The sequence below is a fragment of the Streptomyces sp. NPDC059534 genome (genome assembly GCF_042743475.1).
In the GTDB taxonomy this organism is placed as follows: domain Bacteria; phylum Actinomycetota; class Actinomycetes; order Streptomycetales; family Streptomycetaceae; genus Streptomyces.
The window spans coordinates 96314-110578 of record NZ_JBHWAQ010000021.1 but is presented as its reverse complement, the minus strand read 5'-3'; the positions used below and the strand labels follow the sequence as shown (position 1 = coordinate 110578).

The 14265-nt window shown below is 71.1% G+C and carries 15 protein-coding genes; 8 read left to right on the top strand and 7 right to left on the bottom strand.

Annotated elements, in window-relative coordinates:
- Positions 1-75 precede the first annotated feature (75 nt).
- From ACFVZH_RS24475 to xerC, 3 genes are all read left to right on the top strand, one after another.
- Positions 76-1620 (top strand): YfjI family protein, encoded by a 1545-nt coding sequence (locus ACFVZH_RS24475; RefSeq protein WP_384900261.1) that lies wholly within the window; start codon positions 76-78, stop codon positions 1618-1620.
- Positions 1621-1930: 310 nt separating this feature from the next.
- Positions 1931-2158, top strand: coding sequence for a DNA-binding protein (locus tag ACFVZH_RS24470; RefSeq protein WP_384900259.1), 228 nt, complete (start codon positions 1931-1933; stop codon positions 2156-2158).
- Between the two features lie 59 nt (positions 2159-2217).
- A complete protein-coding gene (gene xerC / locus ACFVZH_RS24465) occupies positions 2218-3393 on the top strand; it encodes a tyrosine recombinase XerC (RefSeq protein ID WP_384900257.1) in 1176 nt (391 codons plus the stop codon).
- Between the two features lie 128 nt (positions 3394-3521).
- On the opposite strand, the gene ACFVZH_RS24460 is transcribed toward xerC, so the two are convergent.
- On the bottom strand, positions 3522-4190 hold the full coding sequence (locus ACFVZH_RS24460) for a response regulator (protein ID WP_384900255.1): 669 nt from the start codon (positions 4188-4190) through the stop codon (positions 3522-3524).
- 132 nt (positions 4191-4322) lie between these two features.
- Between ACFVZH_RS24460 and ACFVZH_RS24455 the strand changes: the two genes are divergently transcribed.
- The 4 genes from ACFVZH_RS24455 (at position 4323) to ACFVZH_RS24440 (ending at position 7881) form a co-directional block, all read left to right on the top strand.
- The gene (locus ACFVZH_RS24455; protein ID WP_384900253.1) at positions 4323-5306 is read left to right on the top strand and encodes a Bug family tripartite tricarboxylate transporter substrate binding protein; all 984 of its coding nucleotides are present in this window, start codon (positions 4323-4325) and stop codon (positions 5304-5306) included.
- Entirely contained in the window at positions 5303-5833 is a 531-nt protein-coding gene (locus ACFVZH_RS24450) for a tripartite tricarboxylate transporter TctB family protein (RefSeq protein ID WP_384900251.1), read from the top strand. The genes ACFVZH_RS24455 and ACFVZH_RS24450 overlap by 4 nt, the downstream gene beginning before the upstream one ends.
- Before the next feature lie 3 nt (positions 5834-5836).
- The gene (locus ACFVZH_RS24445) at positions 5837-7327 is read left to right on the top strand and encodes a tripartite tricarboxylate transporter permease (RefSeq protein ID WP_384900249.1); all 1491 of its coding nucleotides are present in this window, start codon (positions 5837-5839) and stop codon (positions 7325-7327) included.
- Between the two features lie 128 nt (positions 7328-7455).
- Positions 7456-7881 (top strand): DUF6299 family protein, encoded by a 426-nt coding sequence (locus ACFVZH_RS24440; protein ID WP_384900248.1) that lies wholly within the window; start codon positions 7456-7458, stop codon positions 7879-7881.
- A 4-nt stretch (positions 7882-7885) separates the two neighbouring features.
- On the opposite strand, the gene ACFVZH_RS24435 is transcribed toward ACFVZH_RS24440, so the two are convergent.
- Positions 7886-8365 (bottom strand): DUF402 domain-containing protein, encoded by a 480-nt coding sequence (locus tag ACFVZH_RS24435; RefSeq protein WP_384900246.1) that lies wholly within the window; start codon positions 8363-8365, stop codon positions 7886-7888.
- A complete protein-coding gene (locus ACFVZH_RS24430; RefSeq protein WP_384900244.1) occupies positions 8346-9269 on the bottom strand; it encodes a GNAT family N-acetyltransferase in 924 nt (307 codons plus the stop codon). The genes ACFVZH_RS24435 and ACFVZH_RS24430 overlap by 20 nt, the downstream gene beginning before the upstream one ends.
- Before the next feature lie 73 nt (positions 9270-9342).
- On the opposite strand from ACFVZH_RS24430, the gene ACFVZH_RS24425 reads away from it, so the two are divergent.
- The gene (locus ACFVZH_RS24425) at positions 9343-9717 is read left to right on the top strand and encodes a GntR family transcriptional regulator (RefSeq protein ID WP_384900242.1); all 375 of its coding nucleotides are present in this window, start codon (positions 9343-9345) and stop codon (positions 9715-9717) included.
- A gap of 71 nt (positions 9718-9788) precedes the next feature.
- Here the strand turns inward: ACFVZH_RS24425 and ACFVZH_RS24420 are convergent, their stop codons facing one another.
- From ACFVZH_RS24420 to ACFVZH_RS24405, 4 genes are all read right to left on the bottom strand, one after another.
- The gene (locus ACFVZH_RS24420) at positions 9789-10907 is read right to left on the bottom strand and encodes a DUF5925 domain-containing protein (protein WP_384900353.1); all 1119 of its coding nucleotides are present in this window, start codon (positions 10905-10907) and stop codon (positions 9789-9791) included.
- 95 nt (positions 10908-11002) lie between these two features.
- Positions 11003-11767, bottom strand: coding sequence for a polysaccharide deacetylase family protein (locus ACFVZH_RS24415; RefSeq protein WP_384900351.1), 765 nt, complete (start codon positions 11765-11767; stop codon positions 11003-11005).
- An 80-nt stretch (positions 11768-11847) separates the two neighbouring features.
- A complete protein-coding gene (locus tag ACFVZH_RS24410) occupies positions 11848-12945 on the bottom strand; it encodes a glycosyltransferase family 2 protein (protein WP_384900240.1) in 1098 nt (365 codons plus the stop codon).
- Entirely contained in the window at positions 12942-13772 is an 831-nt protein-coding gene (locus ACFVZH_RS24405; protein WP_384900238.1) for a glycosyltransferase family 2 protein, read from the bottom strand. Before ACFVZH_RS24405 ends, ACFVZH_RS24410 begins: the two co-directional genes overlap by 4 nt.
- Between the last annotated feature and the right edge of the window lie 493 nt (positions 13773-14265).

Here is a 14265-nt window from a genome sequence, read left to right as displayed (position 1 = left end):
CGTCCTCTTCGTCTCTGACCCGCACCCGACCACCCTCACCGGCCTGCTGGCCTGGACCGTTTGGAAGGACGTCTCATGAGCGTGCACGAGCCGGACCTGTGGGCCGGGTTCGACGAGGAGATGACCGCCGAGATCATCGCCGGGCCCGTGTGGGACGAGCCCGTCCCCCTCAACCCGCGCGGACAGCTCCCGAGTTTCCCCGTGGACGCGCTGCCCGACTGGCTGGGTGCGATGACGGCCGGTGTCGCCGAGGAGACCCAAACCCCCGTCGACCTCGCCGGGTGCCTCGCGCTCGCCGTGATCGGCACCGCCGCCGGCGGACGGCTCACCGTCACCGTGCGCGGGCAGTGGAGCGAGCCCGTGAACCTCTACACCGCCGTCGCCCTGCCGCCCGGGAACCGCAAGAGCGCCGTGTTCGGCCTCATGACCAAGCCGCTCCTGGCCGCCGAGAAGGCGCTCATCGAGCTGACCGCCCCGCAGCGGGCCGAGGCCGCGGCCTCGGCGCGGATCGCGAAGGTGGCGGCCGAGAAGGCCGAGAAACTCGCGGCCCATGCCGAGGTCGACAAGCTGGCCGACCTGACCGCGCAGGCCGTTGCCCTGTCCGAGGCGGCGGAGCGGGCGAGCGTTCCGGCCGAGCCGCAACTCGTCGCCGATGACGTCACCGCCGAGAGCCTGACCACTCTCCTCGCCCAGCAGGACGGGCGGATCTCGATCCTTTCCCCGGAGGGGGAGATCTTCGAGATCATCGCCGGGCGCTACTCCGGGGTCCCGAACATGGGGATCTTCCTCAAGGGCCACGCCGGCGACATGGCCCGCGTCAACCGCCAGGCCCGGGACGCCCAGTACATCGAGAACCCCGCCATCACCATGGGCCTGGCCGTACAGCCCGACGTTTTTGACTCCATCGGGCAAATCAAGGGCGCCGACGGGCGCGGCCTGCTCGCCCGGTTCCTCTACTCCAAGCCCCAGTCCCTCGTCGGCTACCGCAACCTCACCCCCGAACTTCTCAGCGCCGACACGGCCGACACCTACGCCCTCAAGCTCGGCCGCCTGGCCCTCACCCTCGCGTCCTGGACCCATCCCGCGGAACTCACCCTCAGCCCCGAGGCCGATGCCGTCCTGCTGGCCTACCAGCGCGTCACCGAATCCCGCCTCCGTAAAGACGGCACCCTCGCGCCGATCGTGAACTGGGCCAGCAAACGCGACGGAGCGGTCGCCCGCATCGCCGGGCTCCTCCACCTCGCCACCCACCCCGACGACGCCTGGACCCGCCCGATCGCCGCCCAGACGATGGCGGCGGCCACCCAGCTCGGGGACTACTTCACCGCCCACGCCCTGGACGTCTTCAACGCCATGAAGGCCGACCCTGCCCAGGAGGCCGCCCACACCGTTCTGACCCACCTGGCCGACACCCGCACCACCGCCTTCACCCGCCGCGACCTCTTCCGCGCCATGCCCCGCAGCGAGTTCCCGACGATGAGCGACCTGGACCCCGCACTGAACCTCCTGGAGGACCACGGCTGGGTCCGCCAGCAGCCCCCGCCTCCCCGCACCACCCGCGGTGGCCGGCCGCCCTCCCCCCGCTACGAGACCCACCCCCGCGCCACCCCCGGTGCCTGAAAACCCCCCAATCCACTGACAGAACTGACAGAACCCCCCGACCAGCCACCTGACCTGCGAAAACGAGCACTTTCGGGGCTCTGACAAAACCTCCGAAAACTCTGACAGAACTCCAAAAACCTCGGCCCCGGGCACTCGGGCCGGTCTGACGGAACCTGGGTTTTCGAGGTTCTGTCAGAGTTTTTTGAGGTTTTGTCACAACTGCCGAAGCGACCAAACACGCAGGTCAGAGGCCATACGGCGAGGTTCTGTCAGTTCTGTCAGCACTTCCCGGGGTTTCCGCGCCCCGGACCGAGCTGTAAGGAGCCCGATGGCCAACCCCGACCCGGCGCCCCGCCCCACCGCAGCACAGCTCGCGCGGCGCCTCCACCCGGTCGAAGACGCCGCCTACGTACTCGGCTTCGAACGCACCACGGCCTGGCAGGAGATCCGCCTGGGCCGACTCCGAACCGTGCGCGTGGGGCGTCGACGCCTCGTCCCGACCGAGTACATCGACGACTACGTCGAACTCCTCAAGCGCGAAGCCGAAGCCGCCTGACCCGTTTCCCGTGGGCCGCGCCGATCTGTGGCGCGGCCCTTCGTCATTGGAAGGTATAGATGTCCAACCCGCCCGACCGGTCGCACAAGGCTGGCAACGGAGAAGACTCGATCTACTGGGACAAGTCCAAGAACCGCTACATCGGAGCTGTCTCCCTCGGATACACCCCTTCGGGGAAGCGGCACCGGCCGAAGGTATCCGGGAAGACCAAGACCGAGGTCCGGCTCAAGCTGAGGGAACTCAAGAAGGAGCTGGATGCGGGGGTCAAGCAGTCCGCCACCTACACCGTCGAGCAAGCCGTTGAGGACTGGCTCAAGAACGGCCTCAAGGGGCGCGATTCCGCGAGCATCGACACGTACAGAAGCCTTGCCAAGAACCACGTCGTGGCCGACCTGGGCAGAGCGAAACTGCGTGACCTTGATGCAGATGCACTCGACCACTGGTTGGAAGAGAAGTCCATGGTCCTCGCCACCAGCTCTCTTCAGATGGTGCTCTCGATCCTGAGGCGCTCCATCACTCAAGCGCAACGGCGGGGGAAGGTGCTCCGCAACGTGGCCGAACTGGTGGAGACGCCTGCCGGCCAGTCGGGACGGACGAGCAAGTCCCTGACCCTGCCGCAGGCCAAGGCAGCGCTCACTGCGATGCCCGGTTCCTGGATCCATGCCTACCTCGCCGTCTCCCTGCTGGTGGGTATCCGGACCGAGGAAGTACGGCCCCTCACGTGGAATCACGTCAGGCTGGATGTGCCGGACGGCACCACGCCGCACATCGAGGTGTGGCGCTCCGTGCGACGACAGGGGGAGACCAAGACGCGGAAGAGCCGGCGCACCCTCGCCATGCCGCAGCAACTGGTCGCCATTTTGGGTTCCCTGCGGACGGCTCAGCAGGTGCAGAGAGGCAAGCTGGGGCTTGCATGGAGTGATGAAGACTTCGTCTTCGGTACGGACAGCAGCCAGCAGCGGACAGCCGAGGCTGTCCGCCGGGCGTTCCGCACCCTGCTCAAGGAAGCTGGGTTCGAGAACCCCGGAGCGTGGACTCCGAGGGAACTCCGGACGAGTTTCGTCTCCGTCCTCTCCGACCACGGGATCCCGATCGAGGTGATCGCCCGCGTGGCAGGCCACAGCACCACGCAAATTACGGAGCAGGTGTACCGGAAGCAGATTCGCCCAGTCATCACGCAGGGGGCCGAGGCGATGGACGAGATCTTCCCGGAGGCTGACAACCCGGGGGAGTAGGCCCGTTCTCAATGGCGTGGCTCCCGCTTTGGCTCCCTTGAGACGTCATTGGAATTCGGCATGGTGCTCCACCAGCACGGTTCTCTCGGATGCTGCTTACGGCACAGGTAAGAGGCGGCTGAGAAAAGTCAGCCCAGCCGTCGGTAGCGGCGTTCCGGGCGGCCTGTGCCGCCGTAGCGGAGGGTGATCTCGGCGCGGCCGGTCTGGGCGAAGTATTCGAGGTAGCGGCGGGCGCTGACGCGGGAGAGGGAGCCGGCCTGGGCGCACTCGGTGGCGGAGAGGCCGTCGGGGTGGGCGCGGAGGACGGATTCGACGAGGTCGGCGGTGTGGGGGGCGAGGCCCTTGGGGAGTTCGCGGGAGCCGCGGGGGCGGGTGCCGAAGATCTGGTCGACGTCCTCCTGGCGGGCCTCGTCGAGCTCGTCGAGGCGGGTGCGGAGCGAGGCGACGTGGCGCAGCTGCTCGTGGAGGGCGGCCTGGCTGAAGGGCTTGATGAGGTAGTGCAGGGCTCCGGCGCGCAGGGCGGAGCGGATCGTGCCGACGTCCCGTGCGGCGGTGATGAAGAGCGCGTCCATGCCGAGACCGGCGGCGCGCAGCTCGCGCAGCACCTGGATGCCGTCCATGTCGGGCAGGAAGACGTCGAGGAGGACGAGGTCGGGCCGGAGCCGTTCGGCCGCGCGCAGCGCCTCGGCGCCGCTGTGCGCGACTCCGGACACCCGGAAGCCCGGCACGGCCGACACATAGCGGCAGTGCAGCTTGGCGACCATGAAGTCGTCGTCCACCACCAGCACATTCGTCACGCGGACACGCTAGGTCCCGACCACAAGGACCACAACGTCCGTTGATTGCGGAAGAGAGACAGCTTCTTCACGTACCGGCAACATGTGGGCCACCTCACACCCCCTTGTTCCTCTACCTGAGAGGCGGCACACGTGCGGTTGCGCACCCCCTTCGCCCTCCTCGGGGCGGCGCTGCTCGTGCTGGTGGGTCCCCCGCTGCTCGGTCACGGCAGCGGCTCCGACACCGGCACGCAGATACCCGGCCTGCGCTTCATGGTCCCCAACACCCCCGGCGGCGGATACGACATCACCGCCCGCACCGCGGCGAAGAACGCCGAGGAGGCGGGCCTCACCGGCGACATCGAGGTCTTCAACCTGCCCGGCGCGGGCGGCACCGTCGGCCTCACGCGGCTCGTCGGCGAACGCGGCAACGGCCGCCTCGCGATGTCCATGGGCCTCGGTGTCGTCGGCGCCGTCCACACCAACAAGACACCCAGGACCCTCGCCGACACCACCCCGATCGCCCGGCTCACGGAGGAGCAGGACATCGTCGTGGTCGGCAAGGACTCCCCGTACCGGACGATCCAGGACCTCCTGGCCGCCTGGCGGAAGGACCCCGGCAAGGTGCCCGTCGGCGGCGGCTCCTCGCCCGGCGGCCCCGACCACCTCGCCCCGATGCTGATGGCGCAGGCCGCCGGCATCGCCCCCAAGGACGTCAACTACGTCCCCTTCGACGGAGGCGGCGAACTCCTCGCCTCGATCCTCGGCGACAAGGTGGGCTTCGGCGTCTCCGGCGTCGGCGAGTACCTCGACCAGATCAAGGCCGGGGAGCTGCGCCTCCTCGCCGTCACCGGACCGCAGCGGGTTCCCGGCCTCGACGCCCCCACGCTCCGCGAGGCGGGTCTCGACACCGAGTTCACCAACTGGCGCGGCGTCGTGGCCCCGCCCGGCCTCTCCGACGCCGAGCGCGAGAAGCTCGTCGGCCTGGTGACGAGGCTGCACGCCTCGCCGCAGTGGCGCGAGTCGCTGAAGACCCACGGCTGGAACGACGCCTTCCTGCCCGGCGAGGAGTTCGGCACCTTCCTCGCCGAGCAGGACCGGCGGGTCGGCTCCGTCCTGAAGGAGCTCGGACTGTGAACACCACCGTGAACACCACCGTGAACACCACCGTGCGGAACCGGCTGCGCGGCCGGTCCGAGCTCGGCGTCGGCGTCCTCCTCTTCCTCCTCGGCGTCCTCGTCCTCACCGACGCCGTCACCCTCGACACCGACGTCACCGGCCGCGGCCCGGTCGGCCCGGCGACCGTCCCCCTCGTGGTCGGCTGCGGCCTCCTCGTCGTCGCCGTCCTGCTCACCGTCGACGTCCTGCGCGGCGGCCGCGGCGAGTCCGAGACCGGCGAGGACGTCGACCTGTCCGAGCCCGCCGACTGGCGTACGGTCCTGCTGCTCGCCGGCGTCTTCCTGGCCTTCGCCGTCCTCATCGGCCCGGTCGGCTTCCCCGTCGCCGGCGCCCTCCTCTTCTGGGGCGCGGCCTACGCGCTGGGCAGCCGCCATCTCCACCGCGACCCGCTGATCGCGGCCGGCCTGTCGCTCCTCACCTACGTCGTCTTCGACAAGCTGCTCGGCGTCCCGCTGCCCGGCGGCCCGCTGATGGGAGTGATCTGACCCGTGGATTCCCTGAACTCCCTGATCGACGGCTTCGGGACCGCCCTCACCCCGATGAACCTGATGTGGGCCGCGATCGGCGTGCTCCTCGGCACGGCCATCGGCGTCCTGCCCGGCATCGGCCCCGCCATGGCCGTCGCCCTGCTCCTCCCGGTGACGTACGGTCTCGAACCGACCGGCGCCTTCATCATGTTCGCCGGCATCTACTACGGAGCCATGTTCGGCGGCTCCACCACCTCGATCCTGCTCAACACCCCGGGCGAGAGCGCCGCCGTGGTCGCCGCCATCGAGGGCAATCCGATGGCGAAGGCGGGGCGGGGCGCGCAGGCGCTCGCCGCGGCCGCCGTCGGCCACTTCGCCGGCGGCATGATCGGCACGATCCTGCTCGTCGTCCTGGCCCCGACCGTCGCCGCGCTGGCCGTCGACATCGGCGCCCCCGACTACCTCGCGCTGATGGTCCTCGCCTTCATCGCGGTGACCTCGGTCCTCGGTTCGTCCCGGATCCGGGGTCTCGCCTCGCTCCTGATCGGTCTGACGATCGGCCTGGTCGGCCTCGACCAGATGACCGGGCAGCAGCGCCTCACCTTCGGTTCGCTCCAGCTCGCCGACGGTGTCGACGTCGTCATCGTCGCGGTCGGCCTCTTCGCCATCGGCGAGGCCCTGTGGGTCGCCGCGCACCTGCGCCGTACGACGGGGGAGGCCATCCCGGTCGGCCGCCCGTGGCTGGGCCGGGACGACGTGAGGAGGACCTGGAAGTCGTGGCTGCGCGGGCCGCTGATCGGATTCCCGTTCGGCGCGATCCCGGCCGGCGGCGCCGAGATCCCGACCTTCCTGTCGTACGTCACGGAGAAGCGGCTCTCGAAGCACGGGGACCAGTTCGGCAAGGGCGCCATCGAGGGCGTCGCCGGTCCCGAGTCGGCGGCCTCGGCGTCCGCGGCCGGGACGCTGGTCTCGATGCTGACCCTGGGCCTGCCGACGACGGCCGTCGCCGCCGTGATGCTGGCCGCGTTCCAGCAGTACGGCATCCAGCCGGGTCCGCTGCTCTTCGAGCGGGAACCGGAGCTGGTCTGGGGCCTGATCGCCTCGCTGTTCGTCGGCATGGTGCTGCTGCTCGCGCTCAACCTGCCGCTCGCGCCCGTCTGGGCCAAGCTGCTGCGCATCCCGCGCCCGTACCTGTACGCCGGGATCCTCTTCTTCGCCGCCGTCGGCGCGTACGCGGTGGGCGGGGAGGCGCTCGACCTGGTCATCCTGCTCGTCATCGGGCTGCTCGGCCTCGGGATGCGGCGCTACGGCCTGCCGGTGCTGCCGGCCGTGATCGGTGTGATCCTCGGCCCGGCCGCCGAACAGCAGCTGCGCCGCGCCCTCCAGATCAGCGACGGATCCCTGACGGGACTGGTGAACACGCCGTTCTCGATCACGGTGTACGCGGTCGTCGCGATCCTGCTGGCCTGGCCGCTGCTGAGGAGGGCGACCGCCCGGCGAACCCCGCACTGACCGTACGACGGTATGCGCGGCCCGCTGTCCAACTCGCCCCCGATGGGGTGAGTTTCGGACACCGGGCGGCTTGATCCGGTATCCCTGGCGGGCAGCACCATCCCCCCACCCCGAAGGGACCCCGCCTCATGCGCGTCCGCCTCGCCCTCACCGCCGCCGGCCTGCTGGCCGCCGTCACCGCCGCCACGGCCCCTCTCGCTCACGCGGGAGGGGCCGACGGCCTGTCCGTCGACGGATTCGGCCTCGTCGCCGCCGACAGCACGGTGACCCTCTCCGGCACGTACCGCTGTCTCGACGACAGTGCCGGACCCGTCCTCGTCGGCTCCACCCTCGTCCAGGGCAGCCGTTCCGCCGGGATCGGCGGCACCCGGGCCGTCTGCGACGGCCGCCTCCACACCTGGGTCAACACCTCCGTCGTGAAGGACCCGGCCTACCAGCCAGGCACCGCCCACGTCCGGGCCACCCTCATGCAGCTCACCACCGGCGAGACGGGCCTGCCGACACCGGGCTTCCTCGCCACCGAGACCTCGGACGTCGAGCTGTACGAGGGCTGATCTGCTAGCGCAGCAGGTCGATCAGGCCCTCGCGGCCGAGGGCTTCGAGCTCGTCGAGGGCCACGACCGCGCGGGCCGCCGCCTCGGGATCGGACGAGGCGAGGCCACTGGCCGCGAACTCGTCCTCGTCCAGGCGCAGTACCTCGCTGCCGTCGGCCGACACCCACAGGTCCAGGTCGAGGTCCTCGACCAGCACCCCGGAGCCGTCGATGACGGCCGGCCGGGTGATGTCGCAGTACCAGCCCTTGAGGGCGCCGTCGGCGGACCACACCTCCTTGACCGTGAACCAGCGGTCCCTCCAGTAGTGCTCCACGAAGACGTCACCCGGCTCGAACCGCACGAACCCGAAGTCCCGTACCCCCTCGGCCGCCCACGGGGCCCGCACCGAGAGCCGGGCGGTCTCCTCCGTGAGGACCTCGGCCGGGTAGCGGATCTTCGTCCGGCCGCCCTTCGTGAGGGTCACCTCAACCGATCGTCCGGACATGCCGTACCTCCGTCGCGCCGATCTCGTAGCCGAACCACGCGTTGATCGCCAGCATCGGGCCGTTGCCCGCGTCGTTCCCCGTGAACGCCTCCGTGCAGCCCGCGGCGCGGGCCCGGTGCAGGGACGTGTTCTTGGCGAGCTTGGCCAGACCGCGGCCGCGGAAGGCGGGAGCGGTCCCCGTCATGCCCGAGCAGTACCTGCCGAGTCCGTCCGTCTGCGCCGCGCTGAACGCCGCCGGAACCCCGTCCACCAGCACGACCGTCGTCAGCGCCCGGTCGAGATGGGGGTGGTCCCAGGTGGTCTCCCGCCAGTGCGCGTAGTCGGCGAGCTCGGTGCCCACGTCCCCCGGCTCGTCGGCGGTCGTCACCGCGTCCAGCTCGAACAGGGGCCGGGGATCGGCCGCGAAGTCCTCGGCGGTGCGCAGCTCGACACCGGCCGGCGGGGCCTGGAGCGGCGGCAGTTCGGCCGTGGTCAGGTCGAGGCGGAGGAAGTGCGCGGAACGGCTCGGCGCGTAGCCGTGCCGCTCGGCCCAGGCGCGGTTCTCCGGCGCGTCCAGGACCCAGCTGTACAGGGTGTGCGCGCCCCGCTCGGCGAGGTACTCCTCGGCGGTGCGCAGCAGCAGCGTCCCGGCACCGCGTCCCAGGTACGCGGGGTCCACGTACACGTTCACGTAGCCGATGCCCGGCTCCGGGGCGTCATGGGCGATCCCCACCTGGGCGGTCCCGACGATCCCGCCGTCCTCGGCCACGGCGACCAGCAGGCGGTAGCGGCTCTCCGGATGGGCGTGCGCCCAGTCGAAGACGAGCTGCTCGGCCGTCGCGAGCATGAAGGGGAGGGCGGCCCGGCGGACCCGGGCGAAACCCGCGGCGTCCTCGGGCGTCACATCACGGACGATCACAGTCATGTGGCCGCACGCTACGGGGGGAGGGGCGCAGCCGCCTCCCATTTTCCGGCGGGGTGGGGGCAGAATCGGCGGGGTGACACTCACCATCGCCGTGGACCACGAATCCACCACCGCTCCGTACGAACAGCTGCGTGCCCAGATCTCGGAGCGGGCCCGGTCGGGCAGACTCCCGGTCGGTTACAAGCTGCCGACGGTGCGCGGGCTCGCGGAGCAGCTGGGCCTCGCCGCGAACACGGTCGCGAAGGCGTACAAGGCACTGGAGGCGGACGGGGTCATCGAGACCCGCGGCCGCCACGGCACCTTCGTCGCGGCCGCCGGCGACGCCGCCACCCGCAGGGCCGCCACCGCCGCCGCCCAGTACGCCGAGGAGGCCCGCCGCCTCGGTCTCAGCCGCGAGGCCGCGGAGGCGGCGATGGGCGAGGCCCTGCGCGCGGCGTACGACGACTGACCCCTCCGCCCCTGGGGCCTGTCGTCACATTCCCGTCTGCCCCGGAATGTGACGACAGGCCCCGGCGGGCTCTACAGGTAGAGGCCCGCCCCCGCCGTGCGGGGCTCCGGGAGTTCCGCCGGGGGCGTGCCGCGGCGCAGCGCGAACAGCTCCGCCAGCGTCGCGCCCTCGCGCGGCACGTCCTCCTCGCGGCCGAGCCACGCCACCGACTCCGACCGGGTCAGCGGCCCGACCTCGATACGGGCCAGGCAGCGGCCCGGCCGGACCACGGCCGGGTGGAGCCGCTCCAGGTCCTCGTTGGTGGTGACGCCGACCAGGACGTTGCGCCCCTGCCCGAGCAGACCGTCCGTCAGGTTGAGCAGCCGGGACAGGGCCTGCCCCGCCGTGTGCTTCGCCTCGCCCCGGATCAGCTCGTCGCAGTCCTCCAGGAGCAGCAGCCGCCAGCGCCCCTTCGCGGTGCCCTCGTCCTCGCCGATGGCGATGTCCATCAGGTAGCCGACGTCGTTGAAGAGCCGCTCCGGGTCGAGCACGCAGTCCACCTGGCACCAGTCCCGCCAGGACCGGGCCAGGGTCCGCAGCGCGGACGTCTTGCCCGTCCCCGGCGGGCCGTGCAGCAGCAGGAGCCGGCCGGCGATGGAGTCCGGGGTCACCTTCATCAGGCGGTCCATCGAATCGGCCACCGGCGCCGAGTAGTTGGGCCGGACCTCGTCCCACGTGCCGGCGCTGATCTGCCGGGTGGTCCGGTGCGGTCCGCGCCGGGGCGAGACGTACCAGAAGCCCATCGTCACGTTCTCGGGCTGTGGCTCGGGCTCGTCCTTCGCGCCGTCGGTGGCCTCCTTGAGGATCCGCTCCGCCAGCTCCGCGTCGGCGGCCGTCACGGTGACGTCCGCGCCCCGGTTCCAGCGGGAGACCAGCAGCGTCCAGCCGTCGCCCTCGGCGAGCAGGGCGCTGCGGTCGTCGTCCTTCGCGGCCCGCAGCACCCGCGCGCCGGCCGGGAGGAGCGTCGCCTCGGGCTTGACCCGGTCCACGGTGGTGCTGTGCGAGTGGGGCTGCTCGCCGGTCGCGAAGCGGCCGAGGAACAGCGCGTCGACGACGTCCGAGGGCGAGTCGCTGTCGTCGAGGTTGAGCCGGATCGGCAGCGACCGCTGCGGCTCGGACGGTACCGGTGGGGTGTCAGCCATGGCGCCCATGATCCGGCAACCGGGCATGTCGCGCATCGTGTTTTGAACGGGACGATCCCGCAGATCGCCGACATGGCGGTACGCCGGATCCGGCCGGCGCCGTGTCAGATCCAGTGACCCCGCACCGCGCCCCTGGCGCGCCGCGCGAGCGCGTACCCCTTCGTCATGGCCCGGTCCGCCGCGAAGTTCCGCGCGATCGACCGTCCCTCCACGAGCCGGGTGAACTCCTCGATGCCGGTGGACCGGCGCACGGTCACCCGCTCCAGGGCGTACGGCCCCTGGCGGCGGCGGGCCAGTGCGTTGCCGACGGCGAGCGCCTGCGCGAACCCGGCCTCCCGGACCGCCCGGCGGACCCGGCGGCTGGAGTACCCGTAGGGATAGGCGAAGGAGGCCGGGGCGGTCCCGAGTTCCTCGCCGACGATCTCGTGGCAGCGCAGCGCCTCGAAGCGCAGCCGCCGCGCGTCGAGCTGGTCGAGCTGCGGGTGGGTGTGGCTGTGCCCGCCGATCTCCGTTCCCGCGTCGGCGAGTTCGCGTACCTGCGCCCAGTCGAGCATGGTGTCGAGCGCGCCGCCGGCGTCGTGCTTCCCGCGAAGCCAGCCGGTGGAGACGAAGACGGTGCTCGCGAACGCGTGCTTCGCGAGCACCGGCAGCGCGTGCCGGTGCACGCCCTCGTAGCCGTCGTCGAAGGTGACGAGGAGCGGCCGGGCGGGCAGCGGGCCGCCGGTGCGCCAGGCCGCCGCGAGCCGCGCGGTGGTCAGCGGCGTGAAGCCGCGTTCGGCCACCACCTCCATCTGCGCCGCGAAGGCTTCGGGGGTGACCGAGAGCCCCAGGGTGGCGGGCGCCGGGTCCCGGTCGACGGCGTGGTACATGAGGATGGGCACCGCCGGGTGCGCGGCCTCGGCGGCGGGTACGGCTCCGGGGGGCGTCGCCCCGGCGGGTACGGCTCCGGTCACGACGCCGCTCCCTCGGCGGCGAGCGTGTCGGGGGAGCGGGTGACGTCGGGGGTCCGCTCCTCGGCCTCCGCGTGGCGGTCGGGCGTCCGGTCCTCGGCCCGCTCGATCGGGCCCCACGAGAACGTGGTCCCGCCCCGCCGGGCCCGCAGCTGGCCGAGCGCGTAGCCGCCGGCCGCGAGCGTCACGCCGGTCACGATGGCGCCGGCGCGGCCCGCGCCACCGGAGCGGCCGCGCAGCGCGTCGCCCATGCCGCGGAGTATCCCGGCGGGCAACACCCGCGTGGTGTAGCGGCGTTCGGACTCCAGGCCCTTCTGCGCGCCGACACTCCGCGCGACCAGGGCCTTGGAGAGCCCCTCGGCGTAGACCCGGGTGCGGAAGTAGTCGAAGCGCTCGCGGGCGGTGGGCACCTTGTGGTGGATGACCGCCCGGTCGTCGATGAGCAGGATCGCGCGGGGCAGCGCCTTGGAGAGCCGGATGCAGAGCTCGGTCTCCTCGCAGCCGAGGGGCCGCCGGTCGCCGTCCCGGCCGATGCCGGTGGCGAAGCCGCCCGCCGCGTCGAAGGCCGTACGGCGGAAGGAGGCGTTGCCGCCGAGGACGTTGCGCACCGGGACGCGGCCCGGGGGCAGGCCCCGGTACGTACAGCCGACGACCCAGTCGAACTCCTCCGGGAACCAGGCGGGGCGGCGGCCGGAGGCCCAGACGGGCAGGGTGCGGCCGCCGACGGCCATCACGTGCGGGTCGTCGTAGGCGGCGGCGAAGTGGTGGAGCCAGTCCCGCTCGGCGACGGCGTCGTCGTCGAGGAAGGCGACGAACTCGCCGCGGGAGACGGCGATTCCGGTGTTGCGGCCGGCGGAGAGGCCGCGGGGGCCCGCGTTGGCGAGCACCCGCACCTTCCCGTGGAGCCGCTCGTTCGCGTACTCCTCGGCGAGCCGGGAGAGCAGCCGCTCGTTGTGGTCGACCACGAGCAGCGTCTCCAGCGGCGGCAGCGACTGCTTCCGGACGGAGTCGACGGCGGCGAGGATGTCCTCCCAGCGGTCCTCCGTGTAGACGCAGATCACCACCGAGAAGCCGTGCGGGGACGTGCCGTCGCTCAAGACGCCTCTCCCCGGGGGACGTTGACCGAGAACGGGGCGGGGCGGCGGCGGGCCGCCTTGGCGAGGGACTTCTCCCTGAGGATGACCTTCAGGACCCGGATGCCGTCGCGCACGGCGTTGAGGTTGCTGACGCCGTGAATGCGGTTGTATTCGTGGCTCGGCACCTCCTGCACCTTGAGGCCGGCCTTGACGACCCGGATGTTGATGAGGGTCTCGATCTCGAATCCGGTGCAGTCGAGGGTGATCTTGTCGAGGCAGTGGCGCCAGAAGGCGTTGTAGCCGTAGCAGAGGTCGGTGTAGCGGGCGCCGAACTTGCGGTTGACGAGCGTGCAGAGGGCCCAGTTGCCGAGTCTGCGAATGGTCGTCATGTCGTCCGTGCCGCCGCCGTTGGCGAAACGGGAGCCCTTGGCGAAGTCGGCGCCGCCGACGAGGGCGGAGACGTAGGAGACGATCTCCTGGCCGTCGGCGGAGCCGTCCGCGTCGACCATCACGATGATGTCGCCGGTGCAGGCGGCGAAGCCGCTGATCAGCGCGTCGCCCTTGCCCTTGCCGACCTGCTTCACGACCTTCACGTCCGGCCGGAGTTCGCGTGCGACGTCGACGGTGTTGTCGGTGGAATTTCCGTCGACGAGGACGACTTCGTGAATCCATTCCGGCAGCGTCTTGAAGACGTACGGAAGATTTTCTGCCTCGTTCATTGCGGGAATGACGACGCTGACCGGCGGAGTGATCGCCAGATGCGAGGTGATGGCCCGGTATTGGGAGGCTATTCGACTCGGCTCGGTCATTTCTTGGCCCGTGATGGACGGGCGCAGGAACGAGCTCATGGGTCCGGTTTCCCTCTCGTCCGGTGGGCCGCCCACCCCTTGGGCGGCCCGGTGGTGTATCCGGTTCGAAAGGGGGGTTCCCGCCCGCCCGCACGGAAACGATCTCCTTGCGGGATCGGCGAGTTGGCATGACTGGCCGCGCGGTACCCGTGACTCGGCGCACGTTCGGACACCGAGCACGGCACCCCCCTACCGCGCCCCCGCACCGGCTCCATCAGGACATTGCGGCCCTCCCCTGGGCAGCCTTGTCGACGGATGAGTGCGGGTGAGATGTACGACGGTATTGATGAATGGGACTGTAGGGCAAGTCCCGGATCTGTGGCCCCGCTTTCCGCGGTTTGGTGAAGCTTCGATGGTCAGATGTGCAAGCGTCCCGGTCGGATTCGATCAATCCGTTTACCTGCAGAGAGCGCTGGGATGGGGCCGTACTCCTGTGCATTGTTGTGCGAACGTGTCGCGGTCTCGTTCGGTCAGGGAGCGGGAGCGGGAGTTC

What these genes read in the sequence shown, in the direction of transcription:
- ACFVZH_RS24435 (WP_384900246.1), bottom strand. Translation starts at nt 8,365, where the DNA reads ATGTCCGGACGATCGGTTGAGGTGACCCTCACGAAGGGCGGCCGGACG.
- ACFVZH_RS24415 (WP_384900351.1), bottom strand. Translation starts at nt 11,767, where the DNA reads ATGTACCACGCCGTCGACCGGGACCCGGCGCCCGCCACCCTGGGGCTC.
- ACFVZH_RS24420 (WP_384900353.1), bottom strand. Translation starts at nt 10,907, where the DNA reads ATGGGCGCCATGGCTGACACCCCACCGGTACCGTCCGAGCCGCAGCGG.
- xerC (WP_384900257.1), top strand. Translation starts at nt 2,218, where the DNA reads ATGTCCAACCCGCCCGACCGGTCGCACAAGGCTGGCAACGGAGAAGAC.
- ACFVZH_RS24440 (WP_384900248.1), top strand. Translation starts at nt 7,456, where the DNA reads ATGCGCGTCCGCCTCGCCCTCACCGCCGCCGGCCTGCTGGCCGCCGTC.
- ACFVZH_RS24475 (WP_384900261.1), top strand. Translation starts at nt 76, where the DNA reads ATGAGCGTGCACGAGCCGGACCTGTGGGCCGGGTTCGACGAGGAGATG.
- ACFVZH_RS24430 (WP_384900244.1), bottom strand. Translation starts at nt 9,269, where the DNA reads ATGACTGTGATCGTCCGTGATGTGACGCCCGAGGACGCCGCGGGTTTC.
- ACFVZH_RS24405 (WP_384900238.1), bottom strand. Translation starts at nt 13,772, where the DNA reads ATGAGCTCGTTCCTGCGCCCGTCCATCACGGGCCAAGAAATGACCGAG.
- ACFVZH_RS24470 (WP_384900259.1), top strand. Translation starts at nt 1,931, where the DNA reads ATGGCCAACCCCGACCCGGCGCCCCGCCCCACCGCAGCACAGCTCGCG.